At 29.7% G+C, this 18,998-nt stretch carries 14 protein-coding genes and 1 pseudogene; 8 read left to right on the top strand and 7 right to left on the bottom strand.

The annotated features are described in order from the left end of the window. Positions 1 to 184: 184 nt before the first annotated feature. Both QLS31_RS08745 and QLS31_RS08750 read right to left on the bottom strand, forming a co-directional pair. Positions 185 to 1,252 carry a hypothetical protein gene (locus QLS31_RS08745; protein WP_282743537.1) on the bottom strand — a complete coding sequence of 356 codons (1,068 nt, stop codon included), beginning with the start codon at positions 1,250 to 1,252 and terminating at the stop codon, positions 185 to 187. A 48-nt stretch (positions 1,253 to 1,300) separates the two neighbouring features. Beyond that, the gene (locus tag QLS31_RS08750; RefSeq protein WP_282743538.1) at positions 1,301 to 2,245 is read right to left on the bottom strand and encodes a hypothetical protein; all 945 of its coding nucleotides are present in this window, start codon (positions 2,243 to 2,245) and stop codon (positions 1,301 to 1,303) included. 116 nt (positions 2,246 to 2,361) lie between these two features. Here QLS31_RS08750 and QLS31_RS08755 point away from each other — a divergent pair, with 116 nt between their 5' ends. Next, entirely contained in the window at positions 2,362 to 2,631 is a 270-nt protein-coding gene (locus QLS31_RS08755) for a helix-turn-helix transcriptional regulator (protein WP_282743539.1), read from the top strand. Positions 2,632 to 2,642: 11 nt separating this feature from the next. Here QLS31_RS08755 and QLS31_RS08760 read toward each other — a convergent pair whose 3' ends face one another. Together QLS31_RS08760 and QLS31_RS08765 are read right to left on the bottom strand one after the other, a co-directional pair. Further along, positions 2,643 to 3,416, bottom strand: coding sequence for a TIGR02757 family protein (locus QLS31_RS08760; RefSeq protein WP_282743541.1), 774 nt, complete (start codon positions 3,414 to 3,416; stop codon positions 2,643 to 2,645). A gap of 16 nt (positions 3,417 to 3,432) precedes the next feature. Then, positions 3,433 to 9,450, bottom strand: a complete 6,018-nt coding sequence (locus QLS31_RS08765; RefSeq protein ID WP_282743543.1) for a hypothetical protein — start codon at positions 9,448 to 9,450, stop codon at positions 3,433 to 3,435. Positions 9,451 to 9,598: 148 nt separating this feature from the next. Between QLS31_RS08765 and QLS31_RS08770 the strand changes: the two genes are divergently transcribed. The 3 genes and pseudogenes from QLS31_RS08770 (at position 9,599) to QLS31_RS08780 (ending at position 12,367) form a co-directional block, all read left to right on the top strand. Then, positions 9,599 to 10,624 carry a hypothetical protein gene (locus QLS31_RS08770; RefSeq protein WP_282743545.1) on the top strand — a complete coding sequence of 342 codons (1,026 nt, stop codon included), beginning with the start codon at positions 9,599 to 9,601 and terminating at the stop codon, positions 10,622 to 10,624. Positions 10,625 to 10,632: 8 nt separating this feature from the next. Beyond that, a pseudogene (locus QLS31_RS08775) lies at positions 10,633 to 10,899 on the top strand (DUF2400 family protein); the annotation flags it as partial. Between the two features lie 115 nt (positions 10,900 to 11,014). Continuing rightward, positions 11,015 to 12,367, top strand: a complete 1,353-nt coding sequence (locus QLS31_RS08780) for a DEAD/DEAH box helicase (RefSeq protein ID WP_282743547.1) — start codon at positions 11,015 to 11,017, stop codon at positions 12,365 to 12,367. 63 nt (positions 12,368 to 12,430) lie between these two features. On the opposite strand, the gene QLS31_RS08785 is transcribed toward QLS31_RS08780, so the two are convergent. After that, the gene (locus tag QLS31_RS08785; protein WP_282743548.1) at positions 12,431 to 13,543 is read right to left on the bottom strand and encodes a lactonase family protein; all 1,113 of its coding nucleotides are present in this window, start codon (positions 13,541 to 13,543) and stop codon (positions 12,431 to 12,433) included. Between the two features lie 182 nt (positions 13,544 to 13,725). Here QLS31_RS08785 and QLS31_RS08790 point away from each other — a divergent pair, with 182 nt between their 5' ends. The 4 genes from QLS31_RS08790 to QLS31_RS08805 all read left to right on the top strand — a co-directional run bounded on the left by QLS31_RS08790 (position 13,726) and on the right by QLS31_RS08805 (position 18,041). Next, entirely contained in the window at positions 13,726 to 15,654 is a 1,929-nt protein-coding gene (locus QLS31_RS08790; protein WP_282743549.1) for a BatA domain-containing protein, read from the top strand. Positions 15,655 to 15,772: 118 nt separating this feature from the next. After that, positions 15,773 to 17,026: a dihydroorotase gene (locus QLS31_RS08795; protein WP_282743550.1), complete on the top strand. Its 1,254-nt coding sequence runs from the start codon at positions 15,773 to 15,775 to the stop codon at positions 17,024 to 17,026. Positions 17,027 to 17,029: 3 nt separating this feature from the next. Continuing rightward, complete coding sequence (locus QLS31_RS08800; RefSeq protein WP_282743551.1) at positions 17,030 to 17,389, top strand: hypothetical protein; 360 nt, start codon at positions 17,030 to 17,032, stop codon at positions 17,387 to 17,389. A gap of 4 nt (positions 17,390 to 17,393) precedes the next feature. Beyond that, a complete protein-coding gene (locus QLS31_RS08805) occupies positions 17,394 to 18,041 on the top strand; it encodes an alpha/beta fold hydrolase (protein WP_282743552.1) in 648 nt (215 codons plus the stop codon). Between the two features lie 6 nt (positions 18,042 to 18,047). Here QLS31_RS08805 and QLS31_RS08810 read toward each other — a convergent pair whose 3' ends face one another. Both QLS31_RS08810 and QLS31_RS08815 read right to left on the bottom strand, forming a co-directional pair. Further along, a complete protein-coding gene (locus QLS31_RS08810) occupies positions 18,048 to 18,488 on the bottom strand; it encodes a hypothetical protein (RefSeq protein WP_282743553.1) in 441 nt (146 codons plus the stop codon). 2 nt (positions 18,489 to 18,490) lie between these two features. Next, positions 18,491 to 18,991, bottom strand: a complete 501-nt coding sequence (locus QLS31_RS08815) for a hypothetical protein (RefSeq protein WP_282743554.1) — start codon at positions 18,989 to 18,991, stop codon at positions 18,491 to 18,493. Between the last annotated feature and the right edge of the window lie 7 nt (positions 18,992 to 18,998).

The following is an 18,998-nucleotide window of genomic DNA, read 5'->3' on the forward strand; positions in this document are numbered from 1 at the left end:
GAAGTCTACAAGACTCTTCACTCCCAAAATTTGCTGTAAAATTGAATAGATTCATCGCTCTTTTTTTATCAAATATAAGCCTTTTATTTAATTATGGGTAATTGCGGACAATCAAATTGATTTATATAATTCAATCGTTTAAGCTCTTTATCTTATTCTTATCTATTAAATCAATTCCAAACTTTTAACGTGCATCATCCAACATAAATGCCCTCCACATACCAAATGAATAATCATCTGGCATGAACTTACGCATGATATATCTAAAATCATTTTTTGACCTATCGATTTCAATAGTTTTCAATAGTTTGCCATTGTTATATTTATGATTACGAACTATATTTGTGTTTTCTATAAATTCAGTTTTAAATGAATTATTATTTGCTATATCATTTTCTTCTCCACTAAGTATAAACTCAATTGGTTTGCCCAATTTATATAAAGCTTTAACAACTAATATTTTTTTATTGTTTACATATCCATAATAATTAGATTGTCCATTAGGATAACCATCTAAAAAATTTGATTGAATCATTAAATCTCCCTTAGTGAAAATATTCATACTTTTTTTGGGGTCATAATAAACATTTCTACTACTTACTGGCTTACCATTAACAAAATTTTCCTCTATTATTAAATCCTTCTCCGAGCATACCCATTTACCATCTGGAATTCCATTATGATAAAACTCTTTTCGAAAAATTATTTCTTTTACAGTACCATCATTTAATTTAGTATTCTTAGAGTAAATCCATTCACCTTCAGGTTTTCCCTCATTAAAATTACCTCTAACTATTATTCCAATCTCGTCTTGAATAGCAATCCAATTTCCATGTGGTTTATTTTCCTTCAAATCGCCCTTATACTTAATAAAGACAATTTTAGAATCACCAGGCACATCTTCATAGTACTCTCCAGCAACAGTTCCTTTTTTATACTTCTCGTACCACTCTTCCCAGTTCAAAATCTCCTTTTTTTTCAAATATTGTGCGAAATATCTATTCCCAAAATAATCAGCCCAATGTCCTTTATATATATTGACCCATTTACCATTACCATGATTATCAATCTCGTAAAAATGAATATATGAACCAATTTTACTACTATCTGTTATTGTATTTCTTTCCAATAAAGCAAGTTCAATTCTGTCTAATTCAGGTTGGATATTGTTTGAAATTGTATCTGTAGAATTATCTTGGGAATAACAGTTTAAATTACCAAATAGAGCTAAAATGTAAATAATTTGTTTCATTTTTTTTAATAGTTTTTTTTATTACACTGGAAGTTGAAATTATAGATATCATAATTGCTGATAACCTTCATTTTGAATTAAATCAGGTACATTAGTGTAGATTATTTGATTTTTAATCAAAATACAATGAATGCCAAAACAAGCTTTTTCATTATCTTCAATGCTATAAATCTCTTCAATTTTTTTTTCATGATTCGTTCCCATTGGGTTCTTTCTTAAAAAAAGAATCAAATGTTTTGATTTTCCACCTTGATTAGCAACTTTATTATAGTATATGGCAAAACCTTTAGTAATGTGACCAAAATAATATTCATATTTGTCAGGTTCGCCTAAATATATTTTAGCTTTTTTTAATGTTGCATCTGTTAGAGTTAATTGAATTTCGTCGAATGGCTTTGTATTTTCATTCTCACTGTTTTTTTCTCTAGTTTGTGAATCAAAACCATATCGATTTGACAAATCTAAAAGTGTTAATAATCCTTTAGATTTATTTGTATCCATATCAAGAATAATTTCATTTTGAATTGAAAAGCCAATTTTCTTTAATTGGTCTTCAATTGTTTTTTTTGTTGTTTTGACATCACTAATCCAATAATCTTCTTTTGTTGTTTTTGAACCATCAAAATAAATTAATGCCTTATAATCTATTGCATTAGGAAAATTCAATTCTTTTTTTTGATATACAAAAACGGTATTATTATCTTTAAAATAATAATCTTCTTCTATGTTATAATTTTCATCGTCTCCCTCGACAACATTCAATTTAATTATTCTTCCATCTTTGAGCCAGTATTTGTAATTGTTATTTGAAACACTATCGGCATGTTTTTCAACAATATAATTGTTGATGTTTGCGAGTTCTTCTTCTCCATTAAATTTAGTTTCGTTATTCTCAGATGGACTAGCACTGTTATCTTTTTTAGAATTGGATATACAGGATTGCAGTAAAAATAATATTGAAATGTATACAATAATTTTAGTCGTAATTTTCATTTTTATAATCATAGTTTGGTCTTCGATTTTAAGGTTCAGAGTATAATTTTACAAATATATATAATTATAGCACAAGTGCTATAATTATTTAATCTAAAATATCTTCACTTTGATAAGTGAAAAAAAATGATTCAAAAAGCAGAATATTAATCTTTGATGAAGAAGGATTACAGTCGTTAGCGAAACGATTAAAAGAAGTACGTTCTGAAAAAAAAATGTCACAAGAAGACTTAGCTGGCAAATGTGATATAACATTATCACAGATTGCAAGAATTGAAACTGCAAAAACAAACCCTACTGTCAGTACTATATTTAAAATTGCTAGAGGTTTAGAGGTGTCACCTAAAGAACTATTTGATTTTGAATTAACTGAGACTCCTAAATAAAAATACTATATTTAAAATCCTTCAAATATTCCTAAACCAAAAAGAGCAAAATCATATTTTACAGGGTCATTAGGGTCGAGAATTCTTAAATTAGTATCTAATTCTAATAAAGCTTTACCATCATTTTGTTTTCTTTTTAAGAGACCTAATTTCCTTGCTACATTTCCAGAATGTACATCGAGAGGACAAGAAAGTTTTGATGGTGAAATGTTTTTCCAAATACCTAAATCTACACCTGTATTATCATTTCTTACGAACCACCTCAAGCACATATTAATCCGTTTTGCTACAGAACCTTTGTTTGGGTCTGCTATATGTTTTCTAGTTCGGGATTGATGTGGAATCTCAAAAAAAGCTTCATTTAGAGCATGAATAGCTGGTTGAAGTGAAGTCTCTGTTTGGTTGTCAATAAAAATTTGTTGTAATCCACCTTTGTTGGTATATATATGATTTAAAGCTTTTATGAAGTATTTAAAATCCTCCGAGTTAAAAGTTCTATGCACAAAACCATCTAATCTCTCCAATTGATAATCATTATAGCTCATAACAAAATCATAGGGTGAATCACCTAATAAGTCCATCATACGGTGACCATTTTTAGTAATCATTTTACGATTACCCCAAGCTATAGTTGAAGCTAAAAATCCAGCAATTTCAATGTCTTCTTTTAAAGAGTAGCGATGAGGTACGCTTATAGGGTCTGGCTCAATGAAGTCAATGGTATTGTATTGAAGGACTTTGGCATTGAGGAAGTCTTTTAATTCATCTTTTTTTAATTCAAACATTTCTATCTCGGTATATTTATATAGTTATTTCTAAAATATTTGTTGCATCATTTCGGTTTTCTATGTAAGTATTATATCTATTTTGAATAAAAGTTATATCTCTAGAAATTTTTTGATGGTGATATTTAGGATATAATTCTAACTCTTTTAATTTAGCAAGACCTTCTTTAGTAATTTGAACGTACCAACCATAGCCACATTCTGAATGGAGGTTTCTACTTCGGTTTCTATCATCATTATTTTTCCAAAAAATGGATTCAACTACTGTATTATTATATTTATCAACCCATCTAAAAATACCTTCCTCACTTAATTCAAGTCCCATAAAAAAAGCTATTTGAGGATTGAAGGCTAACCAATTTGTTTTTTTATTAACTGTTAATTTTGAGTTGAAAAAGCATAACCCTTCAATTTCAGCATTTAAATAATTTGAAATCAATTCCCCATAAGCTTTTTCAAAAATCATATAATCACCATCAAAATCAACCTTTTCAAAATCAATAAATGATTGTCTAGTTTCTTGATTATATCCATCTCCTTGACCTTGGATGATAGAATGCTCTGCTAAAATATAAAATCCGCTTTCAATTAATTTTAAATTATCTCTAAGATAATCATTCGACAATTCATAAACCCATTTCTCACTTACTGATGGTGCATAGTTGTCTTCTTTAAGTATTGATGAAATAAAAGAAGGCTTTTTCTGAGGCTTAATAAAATAGGTGCTTTCGTCAAAATGGGTAGATATGTAATTTGCAAGCCCTCTGTCTAGTATACCAATCTCCCAAAGTTCTTTGATAACCATCATTAGTCCTGTCCAAACTTTTTGATATCTGGGTCTTTTATATGAAATTTTTAAATCAAATTTATGTTCATAAATGTCCCTAATTTCCTTTTCAGACAAATTTTCATACCAATTTGGTTGTTTATAAAATTTATTCCCTAAATCCACTATTCTAGTGGCTATATTTATCATTTTAAATCCTGTTTCTTTGGATAAAACTTTAATTTCAGATTTATACAAATTACAAATTTCAATTGGGTCATTTGTCTCCCTTAAATAACCTGTCTTATTAAGCCTTTTAATTTTCTCTTCTTCAGAAACTACTAATTCAGGCTTATATTCAAATTCTAACTTGTATGTTAGTGGAATTTCTTTAGTTCTAGAGTTAAATATTTTTTTATAATCAATATTCAATCTTTTTAAAATCCTAATTGCAATTCTATGAATGTCAAATCGAGAATGGTTTAATAATTTAACAATTCTCGGTTCATACTTTTTTATAAATATTAAGTCTTTTAAGCTAATAGCAGACAACAACTTTATGAACTGGTATTTATAATTTTCAGTATATAAATAATCTAAAATGGTATCAATTAAATTTCTATTGTCATCAAATTCTTCAATTAAAATCTCAAATATAATATCATCAAAGCCAGTAGGAAATTCTAATAAAAAAAATATTACTTGATTCAAAAAATCATTATCATCTACATTGCTTTCAATTTTAGGATTAGCTGACTCTGCGTAATGAGTTTTTAGCAATTCATTTTTATATGATTCTATACTACTATAATAATCGTTAAAATTAAAATCTTCATCTATTAAACTAAGTATTTCGTGTATAGAACTTATTATTCCAGAATTAGATACATCAATATTATCTGCAAAATCTTTAAAAATTAACCTACTAACTTCATTATTACTATTATCAATTTTTTTTAATAAATCATAAGATTTAATTTTACTACCACCATCGTAATGTCTAATCCAGCCTGAAGATGATGATTTTTTTAGAGCTTCATTTACAAGTTCTTTTGTAAAATCAATATCATTATGCTTTTCATTAAAAGCTTTTGCTATTTCAACCAATTCTATGCTACTAAAATCTTTTTTTCTAATGATTTCCTTTATTTCATCGCTTTTTATTCTTTCAATATTTTTTATTATTGGAATTGTCCACTTAAAGTAACTGTTTTTATCTTCTTGCATTAGCAAATCAATAATATCAGTATAAGAATTCATATTATCTATGGCTTGTTCTTTATCAATTTTTAGCCCATTTTTTAGTTTCAATTCAGAATAATCATTACTGTTTTTTTCGTCATCATCGTTTTTATTCAATATTTCATTAAATTCCAACTGATTTTCCTGAGCAAAAATTCTTATAGAATTCAAATATGAATAGCGATGTTCTAAAACACAATGAATATTGATTTCATTGACCAATAGATTTAAATTAGATTGTAAAATTTTAGATTCAAATAATTCATTCAAAAAAGGTGACCTATATGAATAATCATTGTCAAAATTTAAAATTATTCTTGTAAACATTTTAATCCATAAGTCTTTTTTTCTGGGAAAAGCATTAAAAAAATAAATTAGTACAATTTCTAAGCCATCATTAAAATTTACAAGACCTTCAAACAAGAGATGTTTAAAAATTTCAAATCCATTATTTTTATTCAAAGACAGACTCAATATTTTTTTAGCCATATGTTCTGATGCACTACTTGTCTTATTTTTTACTGAATCTAGACATTTCATAAAAAAATCGATTTCTTTAGAATCAATATTATCCTTTTTAACAAACCAATCAATAATGTAATCTAGTTGATGGTCATCATCGTAATTTATATCCAAAGAAATTTCTAAAAGTTTATTTAAAATTTCTTCACCTTTATCAATTTGTCCTACTGCTGACCATAATTCTATTTGTTTAATACCGTCTTCAATTCTTGAATGCCTATCACCATATTCAAATAAACAGTTATTTAATAGACTTAGTTCTATTAGGCACCATTCATAATTTATCTTTGAATTAATGACATTTTCAATAACTTCTTGTCTATCTTTCTTTTTCCAATATTTAGATTTTTTTTTCCATTCAGTAGAAATTTCAATTAAAATTTGATTAAAAAAATCATTAGAAATTTTAGAACTAATATTTAAGATTAAATTTATTAAATCAGCTTTGTTTTCTTGGATACCGTATTCATAATCAAAATCTAAAACTGAGTGATTAAAGTATCCTAAGATTTGCTTAAACCTAAATACAAACCCTTTTGAAGCTTCATTATTACGATAATATATATAAGCACTTGACTTTCCTAATTCCGCAAATTCGGAATAAAATCCAACAAGGATTTCTTTTTTTGCATTTGGAACCAAAGAAGAGGAATCAATATCAAAATCTTTAGATGTAATATAGAATAATCTAGAGTAATCATAAACATAATTTAAAGTTGAATATAAATGATAATCATTAACTGTAATTTCTTTCGGATGTGTTAATTTTTTAAACCATTTTTTTCCATTCTCAATGTTTTTATTAATAAATACTTCAACAAGAGCAAGTCTTCTGTTTATAGGATTATCGTTATTATCATCCCATGTAGTAAGTTTATTTAAACATATATCATACAATTCATTATTATTATCGAGTTCCCAAACTATATCAAAATAGAAATGAAAGAGATTAATTTCTGGAATTTCACTAATCGTTTTATAATGGCTATTTAATTTTTCCCAATCCTCAATTTCTATCAAAAAATCTGTAATTCCATTAATTGTTTCCTCTAAAAGGTTTCTTTCATCATTTCCTCTATGTTTTTCATAAAATATATTAATTTTTGAAATTCTTTCAAAAATCTCTTCTACGGGATAATACAAACTAGCTAATATTGCCCAATTTTTAATTATTTCTACTTCATCGATTTCATTCATTTCATCTCTATCATAACGATTGGGTGAAACTTCTTTTGTAATATTTAATATATAAATTGGTTCTGCTCTTTTAAGTAATTCTAAAGCTAATTCATAATTACCTTTTTTATAAATTTCTAAACCATATTCTAAAACTTGAGTGTTAGAAACTAATAATTCTGTATTATTAAAAATGAAGGAATTAGCAATGTCAATTTTATTTAGCTGATGAAAAGTTTTATAATAATTACTCAAATTGAAATTATTAATTCTTTGACCTATTTCATAATATGCCAAAATACAAGAGAATAATTTTTTTGGAGAATTGGTTATATATGAAGCTTTAGAAGTTAGTTTAATATCATCATAAATATGTTGATGGTTTCTAAAATCAAACCATTGCTCACGAAAAAACTCTTGTGTAGGAATGGAAAGTAGCTTATCGTAATTTTTAGCATGAAACAAATGAAATAAAATGTTCCATTTATAGTCTGCATTAGAATTAGCAATTACCTCATAAATTTTAATATGAAAACTAGCATCTATATTTTCATCATATTCATTTGTAATATAACTTTTTGCGGTTTCTTCTTTTAAAAACTCTTTGAAACTATTGTGGAAAAACTGCCAGATGTTATTTTTTTTAAAAAAGAAATGCTCAGATAATTGCTCAACTTTATTCCAATCTGCTCTAGAATTTACAAACTTTGGAAGTAAAGTTATATCAACATAAGAATACCTAAACCTAGACATAACACCAAGAATGTTCAGAAAGTTATCTTCTAATTTATTCTTATTCCAAAATATTTTATACTCTTCATAAATATCCCCCTTAAAGCTTTTACTATTAATTAAACTACTATATAAGTCCTTAGATACGTTTTGCAGTTCTTCTATAGTATATCGAAGGAATAAAGGGTGTCCAAGAGTGTTTTTGCAAATGCGGATTAATTGATTTTGAGTTAAGTTTATTTTATGAGTTACTAATAAGTTTTGAATTTGTGACAGAGATAAAGGATTTATAACAATTGTTCTTCCTTCAACTTCCAAACCAATTTTTATTCTCTCTGGTAAATTTGTTAAATTTTTTGTGGTTCTTGACCCTAAGATAAAATAGACATTATCAGGAATTTGGTCAGGTATAGGTAATATATCGATTAAACTTTTATTTACGTTTTGTTCTCGTTCAATATGGTCTAATCCATCTACAATTATAAAAACCTTTCTTCCTTCATGTTTAAACTTTTCGAGTTCTCTAGAAAGTTGTTTTTGTAATTCAGGCAAAGTCTCTGAGGGTAAATTTTCCACTGAAGAATATTGGTGTTCTCTAATTTGAATTATAAGGTCTTTTAAAAAAATTTCAGCTTCGCCTCGATAACCATATTCACCATTCATTTCTTCATTTACATAAGCGTAATACCTTAAAACCTTTTCTTTACGGTCTTTTAGCCACTTTGTCAATAAAGTCGATTTCCCTGAACCTGCATTACCTATTATTGCTATATATCCTTTTGAGGTGTTATTTATTACTAATTCTAACTTTTGAATTGTATCTGTAATTGGTTGATAATGTTCTTCATCAACAAAAAATGAATGTTTAAAATGAGTTTCATAACGTGATAATAATCCGAATTCTTTGAGAAATTGTTTCCTGTCAAATTTTGTTGTTCCCTGTGTGCCAACAATTTTAAATATATGTTTAGAAATTTTTTCTATATCTCTATATCGTTGGGAATTATTGTTTCCCAACATGTTTTCATATACATTATAATCATTACTCAAAACAAAATCAAAAGATTTTATAAATTCCAATAAACCCGCATCCCTTGAATCCGCCTCAGTTTTTAATTCGTTAAATACTTCTTTCCATTCTAAAGGAATGGTATCTATGTCTAGATTTTCATTTTTAATTCTATTCCAAAATAATTGATAAAATTCTTTAAAAGAAGGAGACTCTAATCCAATAAATTTTAAAATTTTATCGTTTGATGATGGTTGTTCATTAGAAATATATTTAGCTGATATTTTCTTTTCGGGATATTTCACTTTCAATTTAACCCATCCCCTATAACAGCCTTTGAAGATACTTTCTGTTTCAGAACTTATAAATTTTTGATAAGTAAGATTACCTGTAATATCTTTAACTTGAAAAGCTTTAATATCTTTTTTAGAACCTATTAATACATCATCCAACTTCCCTGCATCGTTACTTGCAAGCTCTAGCCATTCTAAATCATTATTAAGTAATGCATTGTAAATTTCAACTGCAAATACATTATATTGTTTATTATATCCGTAAATAGCAGCAACTTCACCTGGAGATTTCATATGTTTAAATTATAATAATTGATAAATTTAATATTAAATCCCTTATAATTGTATAAATTAATTAAAAAGGATTTTAATGTATTAAATTGTAATATTATAGATATATTTATAATAATTCATATATTTCACTCAGTCATAAATTATTTAAATGTTAAACAGCCATCAATATATAATATTTTCAGATACTCCCCGAACAGGAAGTATGAGTGACGCAAGTTTATTAATTACCAATCAAGTTTTTGGTAAAAATTTATCTCTCAATCAATGGCGAAAAGATAAAAAGTTGTATAATATTCATGGTAAGGATATTGCAAATAATGATATAACAAGTAAACCAATAAATTATTTAGAAATTGCCAAGTTCATAAGACAAATGGGAGGCTTTGATGCTGATACTTTTCAATTACCTGTCTTTAAGTGTTTTTGGCTTGATTCAACATTTGAAGGTAAAATAAACTTCCATGTTCATGACCACACAGCTCCTGAAGGATTGACGATTGCTGATGGATATACAAAACAAATATATGGTGAAGATTATCCTATAACTCCAAAATTAATTAGAGAGGGACATACATATACTAGCTTACAGCCTCAATTATTGCATCGAATAGTAAAATCTAGAACTAAACTAGTAGATAATTCTTATGAAGCATTAACCGATGACTGGTTTTTTGATTTAAGGGGGTTAATTAGTGATACTATATCCCTTATTGAGATTACACTACATCAAATATATATTAAGGCACAATATAATCCTTTGCCACATTGGAATTTTGATGCTGAAAAACTTGGCGTGAGACACGGCAGGAAATTCGAAGATAAACTTGGATGGATATATAAAATTTCGGGCAATCACTTGGGGGCAGAATCTTGTATAAAAAGTGTTAATAATTTACGTGAATTAAGAAACCATATGATGCATTTTGACCCGCCTCATTTGGTAATAACAATTGAAGAAGCAACAATTTGGCTTAATCAAATTATTGATGTAGGATGGCTTTTGATAAAAATACGAAAAGCGGTTGGGGCAGAATTATCGGTTCCTTTGGTTAATTTCATACTTCAAAAAGAAGCAATATTTAATGCTGAACCACATTCTTTAGACAGATTACCTCTAGGGATTGGTAATGCTGATTATGCTTCATGTCTTTGGCCTAAAAATAAGCATCCTTAATTACCCTTATCAACATGTATTTACGCTGGATGGTACGCCAGGACACTAAAGGTGTCGATTTAGGAATATGGAAAACTATCTCTCCTGCTTCATTATCCTGTCCATTGGATGTGCATTCTGGTAACGTCGCACGAAAACTAGGATTGCTGACTAGAAAACAAAATGATGGAAAAGCCTTAGCGGAATTAGATTTAAAACTTCGTGAATTTGACGCAAATGATCCGGTGAAATATGATTTCGCATTATTTGGATTAGGTGTTTTCGAAAAATTTTAAATTAAAGGAGTTTGACTATTTAATTTTCAAATTAATTTTAAAAACCTGAAATCTAAAAATATAAGAATCTAATGAAGTCTAAAATTTAGTGTACCTTTGCACAAAATTTAAGCAAATGAGTACTTTCGAACAATTCAATCTCCCTAAATCTGTACAAAAAGCAATAGATGATTTAGGATTTACTTCTCCAACTCCCATCCAGGAAAAAACTTTTTCTGTGATAATGTCTGGAAGAGATATGATGGGAATTGCACAAACCGGTACTGGTAAAACATTTGCATACCTATTGCCTTTATTAAAATTATATAAATTTACTCCGGGACATACTCCTAAAATAGTAATTCTGGTTCCTACACGTGAGCTTGTAGTACAAGTAGTGGAAGAAGTAGAAAAATTGACAAAATACATGTCGGTTCGTACCGTTGGTATTTTTGGAGGGGTAAACATCAATACTCAAAAAACAACTGTTTATCAAGGTTGCGACATACTAGTGGGAACTCCAGGAAGAATCATGGATTTAACGCTGGACAATGTTATTCGTTTTGAAGAAATGCAAAAATTGGTAATCGATGAGTTTGATGAAATGCTTAATTTAGGTTTCCGAACTCAATTGACCGCTATTTTGGCCATGATGCCTAAAAAACGTCAAAACATACTTTTTTCAGCAACTATGACAGATGACGTAGATGCTATTTTGAATGACTATTTTGATTATCCGGAAGAAGTTACGCTTTCGGCATCAGGAACTCCATTGGAAAACATCAAGCAAATTACTTATAATGTTCCCAATTTCAATACCAAAGTAAATCTATTAAAACACTTATTAGAATCTAACGAAGACATGAGTCGTGTGTTGGTTTTTGTCAATAATAAGAAGATTTCGGATATGTTACACGAACGAATCGAAGAAGATTTTGATGGTCAGTTTGGTGTAATTCACTCCAATAAATCACAAAATTATCGTTTGAGTACAATGGCTTCCTTTCAAGAAGGAAATCTTCGTGGTTTGATTACTACTGATATTATGGCAAGAGGTTTAGATATTTCAAATATTACCCACGTTGTCAATTTTGAAATGCCAGAAATGCCGGAATTGTACATGCACAGAATTGGTAGAACCGGCCGTGCAGATGCAGCAGGAACAGCTATAAGTCTTATCGCTCCTCGTGAAGAAGAATTCAAAGTGGAAGTCGAAGTACTTATGAATATGGAATTAGCAATCGAGCCTTTCCCGGAAACAGTTGAAGTTTCTGCAAAATTAATCGAACCTGAAAAAGACAGACAACCGATTAAGTTTTTGATGAAAAAACAAAAACTGGCAGGAGATGGAGCTTTTCAAGAAAAAAGTAAAAAGAACAAAAAAGTCAACCTCGGCGGACCTGGTGTAACCAAGAAAAAAACACATGGTTCTGTCAATAGGAATATGCTAAAAACCAGAGATAAAAAGAGAAAAGACAAGAATAAATAGTACAAAAAAAAGGCTAAAAATGATACTCATTTTTAGCCTTTTTTTTGTAATCATAATTTCATTTTAATTCTTTGTAAAAACCAAGCAAACTGGAGAACATAAAGCAATTTTTTTGCCAGTATCTTTAAGTGCTCCCGTAGTTTTATTCCTTTTAAAAATCACTACGTCATTAGTATATTGATGTGCAACTAAAAGAAAATTTCCGCTTGGATCAATCGCAAAATTTCTAGGTCCTTTTCCTAAAGTACTGGTTTGCCCTTGTAATTGTAATTTTCCGTTTTTTAGAATTTTAAAAATTGTAATCGTGTTTACTTCACCGCGATTAGAAGCATATAAAAACTTCCCGTCAGGCGAAATATGAATATCTGCAGAGCTAAATGTTCCTTTGAAGTCTTTTGCTAAAATGGAGGTTTCATCAATCTTTTTCAATATTCCGTTTGAATAACTAAATACCGTTAATGCTCCGTCAAGTTCCTGTAATAAGTAAACAAATTTACCGTCTTTGCTAAAAGTTAAATGTCTTGGTCCACTTCCAGATTTCACTGAAACACTATCTTTTAATTCTAATACAGTATTTGCAGCATTAGGATTATAGGCATACGAATATACTTTGTCATTCCCTAAATCGTTAGACAAAACAAACTTTTTATCCGGAGAAAAATGAACCATGTGCACATGCGGACCTTCTTGTCTTTGCGCGTTGATTCCTTTACCATAATGTTGCACAACTTGTTTTGCTTCTGCAAGACTTCCGTCATTATTTTTTCCAAAAACGGAGATATTCCCACCAGAATAATTGGCAATTATCACATTTTTATCGTCATTAATGATGTAACAAGGATCAGCACCTTTTGAACTTTGCTTGTTGATTAAGTCTAATTTTCCGCTTGACGGATTGTAACTAAAAGAACTTACCGTACTTTCAGCACCAAACTCATTTACGGCATAAATGAAGTCATTCTCCTTTGAAACCGTCAAATAACTCGGATTTATAACTTTTTCAGTTGCATTTTTAAAACTGAAATCACCTGTCTTTGAATTAAAATCATATACATAAATTCCTTCGCTATCACAGCTTTGAGTGTAGGTTCCAATCAGTAAATTAAATTTATTTTTTTGTGCCTGTACACTTGTAAAAATGAAAATGAATAGAATAACAGCAAACGGTTTTTTCATGTTTTTATATTTTATTGAAAAGCTAAAATACACATTATATTCATAATGAATGTCAATTGTTTATTCCTTTGAAAAATTATAACAACTTCATCTAAAACTGCCAACAAATTTGTATTTTTGACTCACGAAATTCAATGAACTCCATTGAAAATAAAATCCAGTGAAGTAAACTCAACCTCAGAATGCATTTTAAACATCCCGAAATTTTATACTTTCTGTTCTTGTTGATTGTTCCAATTTTGGTTCATTTATTTCAATTACGCCGTTTCAAAAAAGAATATTTCACCAATGTTCGTTTCTTAAAAGCACTTTCCATACAAACCCGAAAAAGCTCTAAAATCAAGAAATGGTTGCTTCTAGCCTCTCGTTTATTGCTACTAGCTTTTATTATTATCGCATTTGCACAACCTTTTTTTGAGTCAAAAGACAGTAAAAATGCAAACAACGAATTATATATTATTTTAGACAATTCTTTTAGCATGCAAGCTAAAGGTAAAAAAGGTGAATTGCTAAAACGAGCTGTTCAGGAACTGCTTGAAGAAACTCCTGAAAATGTAAATTTTTCTTTGCTTACCAATTCTGAAAATTATTGGAACACAGATATAAAATCGGTTCGTGGTGCTTTGCAAAATCTAAAATACAGCGCTACTCCGTTCCAATTAGATAATATAATAGCAAAAATAAAAGCACATAAATCGGCTTTCAAAAAGGATATCGTTATCATTACCGACGCTGTTGGTCTTGATGAAAAACAACTGAAAAATAGTGATGCAACTGATTCGCCTTTATTTATAATCCCAAAAGCAGAACAAAAAAACAATATTTCTATTGACAGTGTTTTCATCAATAAAACATTAGAAAATTTTTATGAAATTAGCGTCCAAATATCTGGTTATGGAGATGATTTTAACCCGATTCCTATTTCGTTATACAATGAAAACAAGCTCATTGCAAAGACGATAGTAACATTAGACACAAAGAAAAAAAACTTAGACTTTACGATTCCAAAACAATCCTTTCATGGTTATTTTTCCATAGTTGACAATGGGTTGTCTTATGATAACACGTTGTATTTTAGCATTTCAAAAACGAAGAAAACCAACATTATCAGCATTGGAGAACCGGCGAAAAGTAATTTCCTTTCCCGAATTTACACCAGTGAAGAATTCAATTTTAGCAATTATACTTTAAGCGCATTGGATTACAATAAATTGGAGGAACAAGATGCGATTGTTTTAAATGAATTGGATGAAATCCCGCAAGCTTTGGCAACCACTTTGAAATCTTTTGTAGAAAAAGGTGGCAATTTAATTGTGATTCCTTCGGCGATAAGTTCAATTCCGAATATGAATTCTTTTGTATCAAATTTTGGAAAACTTACATTCAATTCTTTAGAAAACAGAGAAAAATTGATTACTAAAATTAACTTCAATCATCCTATATTCAATAGTGTTTTTGAAAATAAAGTGACTAATTTTCAGTATCCAAAAACAAAAAGTTCATTTGGAATATCCAGCTCCAGTCCAGCTGCTTTGTCTTATGAGGACCAAAGTGTTTTCTTGACTTCGATAGCGAATTCGGTTTCAGCAGTTGCAATTTTTGCAGCTCCTATCAATATTGAAAATTCAAATTTCCAGCAATCTCCATTAATTGTTCCTACATTTTACAAGATGGCGATGAACAATCAAAACAATGGCGTAAATACTTTGATAATTGGAAATAACAACCCGCACTTAACAGAAGCATCGTTAAACAAAGATGCTATTTTAACGGTAAAAGGCTTAGATGAACAATTCATTCCTATCCAACAAATCCTGAATAATAAAGTAAAAATGACTTTCAATGATTATCCGGAACAAGCGGGAAATTTCAGCATTTACAATAAAAAAGAATGGATTGAAAACATCAGTTTCAATTACAATAGAACCGAAAGTGATTTGGCTTCAGCCAATGACAATATTCTTTCTGACTATAAAACAATCGAATCAATCCCATCGCTATTTAACACTTTACAAACTGACAGAACTGATAATCAAATTTGGAAATGGTTTGTTATCTTTGCACTGTTATTTCTGATAACCGAAATGGCAATTATACGATTCGTAAAGTAATTAACGAAAGTCCAATACTTAAAAATTAATATGAAATGAGCATGACCGTAATTTGGTCGTAAAAGTTAACACGACTGTGCGAATGCCATATTCCATTAAAAACAAATATTATCTACATATGAAATTAATCATCAGAGGCGCCAAAATTATCGATTCAAAAAGTCCCTTTCATAATAAGACTGCAGATATTTTAATTGTTGATGGTTTTATAAAAAAAATTGAAACATCACTTCCAAATCCAGATAAAGCAGACGAAATACAACTTGATAATTTACATGTTTCACAAGGCTGGTTTGACAGCAGCGTTTCTTTAGGAGAACCTGGTTTTGAAGACCGAGAAACGATATCAAACGGACTTACTGTAGCTGCCAAGAGTGGTTTTACCGCAATCGCATTACAACCCAACTCCTTCCCTATTATTGACAATCAATCCCAAGTAAATTTTGTATTGAACAAAGCACTCGGATTTGCAACTCAACTCTATCCTATTGGCGCTTTAAGCAAAGAAAGCGCCGGAAAAGACATGGCTGAATTGTATGATATGAAAAAAGCAGGAGCAGTTGCTTTTGGAGATTACAATAAAAGTTTGGATAATGCTAATTTACTAAAGATCGCTTTACAATACGTTCAGGATTTTGATGGATTAATTCTTGCTTTTTCCCAAGACGAAAATATAAAAGGAAACGGAGTGGCAAACGAAGGCATTGTTTCTACCCGATTAGGTTTGAAAGGAATTCCAAATCTTGCCGAAGAATTACAAATCGCAAGAAATTTATTTCTGCTAGAATATACCGGAGGAAAACTACACATTCCTACGATTTCGACTAAAAAATCAGTTCAATTAATCAAAGAGGCTAAAGCGAATGGCCTAAATGTAACGTGTAGCGTTGCTGTACATAATTTAGTTTTAACAGATGAAAAACTGGAAGGTTTTGATACCCGTTATAAAGTTTCACCACCACTTAGAACTGAAACCGATAGAAAAGCATTGTTGAAAGGGATAAAAGACGGAACAATTGATATGATTACATCCGACCATAATCCGATAGACATTGAACACAAGAAAATGGAATTTGATGGTGCCAAAAATGGGACAATTGGAATGGAAAGTGCTTTTGGTGCTTTGATGACCGTCTTGCCATTAGAAACCGTAATAGATAAATTGACTGCTGGAAAATCTACATTCGGTATCGATATCCAAGTCATAAATGAAGGTTCAAAAGCAAATATTACCTTATTTAACCCTGAACCAAAAAGTACTTTCACAAAATCATCCATTTTATCCAAATCGAAAAACTCAGCGTTTCTGGAAACAGAAATGAAAGGAAAAGTTATCGGAATTGTGAATCAAGGAAAATTAATTTTAGCATAGAAAATGAATAATAATAATAATAATAATAATAATAATAATAATAATAATTCTGAGTCGGGAAAGACTGCCGCCATAACAAGCTATATTTTAGGAATTGGTGTGTTTATAGCGATGTCCATGAACTCCGAAGATAAAAATGCATTTGCTTCTTTTCACATTCGCCAAGGACTGGGTCTCACATTAACTTTTATATCACTGGGATTAATCATCAGCAATTTTGACAGCTTAATGATTTCAGCTCCTATGTGGATTTTTGTATTTGTTTTATGGTCTTACGGCATTACGAGTGCTATAAAAGGAGAAATAAAACCAGTTCCTTTATTGGGAACTTATTTTCAAAAATGGCTTAAAAACATATCATAATCCGATGAATTTATCTTTAGAATATAAAATACGAGAACCTAAAATAAAATTAGACAAAAATCCTCTTATCCTTTTATTACATGGATATGGCAGCAATGAAGAAGATTTGTTTTCATTTGCAACCGAACTTCCAGAGGAATATTATATCATCTCAGCACGTGCGCCTTATGACTTGCAATACGGCAGTTATGCTTGGTACGCGATAAACTTTGATGCGGATCAAAATAAATTTTCAGACCATGAGCAAGCTAAAGTTTCAAGAGACATAATCGCTGGATTTATTGATGAGTTAGTCGCTAATTATCCAATCGATGCAACACAAATTGCTTTGGTTGGCTTCAGCCAAGGTTCTATTTTAAGTTATGCAGTAGCACTTTCTTACCCAGAAAAAGTTCAAAAAGTAGTAGCTATGAGTGGTTATTTAAATTTAGAAATTGTGGCAGAGGATTATCTTAAAAACAACTTTACTGACTTGAAAATATTTGCTTCACACGGAACAGTAGATCAAGTAATCCCCGTAGAATGGGCTAGAAAAACACCTGCAATACTAGAAAATTTAGGAATAAATATAACCTATAAGGAATATCCTGTGGGTCATGGAGTGGCGCCACAAAATTTCTATGACTTTAAAAATTGGTTACTAAACAACTAACTGATTTTATTGTCCTGTATATTTAATTTCTTCGGCTTTTTTCAAAACATAACCTTTCCAAGGAATCAATTGCCAATCATCCTTAACCCATGGTTGGCCTTCGGCTTTTCGTTCTAAGATAATAGATTCCTTTTGGGTATCCAGAAACAATTCTGCTTTATTTCCATTATTAGCTTCAAAAATTACAAAAGCTGATGTAGTCGCACTTTCTTGTTCATAATGATTTAATCTAGTTCCGATTTCGAAAACTCGAATACACTCATTCCTCAACGCAGACCAGGTATAACCGGCAGAAGCTTTACAACCATGTTCATCCAAATCTCCGCCTGTTAATTGTGGTTTTTCTTCTTTTAGAATTGTAGTCTTGGATTCCTTTTTTTGATCCATCTTTTTTGCACAAGAAAAAGCAAAAATGATCATTACCGAAAACAATAATCCTTTTTTCATGTTTATTTTTGATATAACAATGATTGATTTACTTCAAAAGAAATACTGTCATCAGCATTTACAAAATATTTTAATAAAACCTCTCCCCAAATTTCACCGTCACTAAAGTCTGCGATAATCCATCTGTGGTTTAGGATTCTTACTTTATTGACAATAAATTTATTTGCCCCTATTTGATCTTGCCCAGTGTAAGGATTTCCTTTTGGGTTAGAGTTGTAATCCAATAATTTTTCAGTAACAACAGGAATTAATTTCTCGTATTGAATTATTTTTTCTGAACTTCCTGAATCAAAATAATTTTGCGCATTTTCATTTTTTTCCAAAGAAAAATAGTTAGCATCAGTCAGCTGATTCGAAACTAAACGTAGACTGTCTCTTAACTTTTTGGTAGTTTTCTCATATCTTTTTTGTTCAAACTCGACCTGTTTACTCAAAAACATATAAGTGAAAATCGAAGAAAGTACCACTAAAATAGTGAGATAAAGGAATAATGACTGTTTCATTGTGAAT

It is taken from the genome of Flavobacterium sp. XS2P24, assembly GCF_030010285.1.
GTDB classification, from domain to species: Bacteria; Bacteroidota; Bacteroidia; order Flavobacteriales; family Flavobacteriaceae; genus Flavobacterium; species Flavobacterium algoritolerans.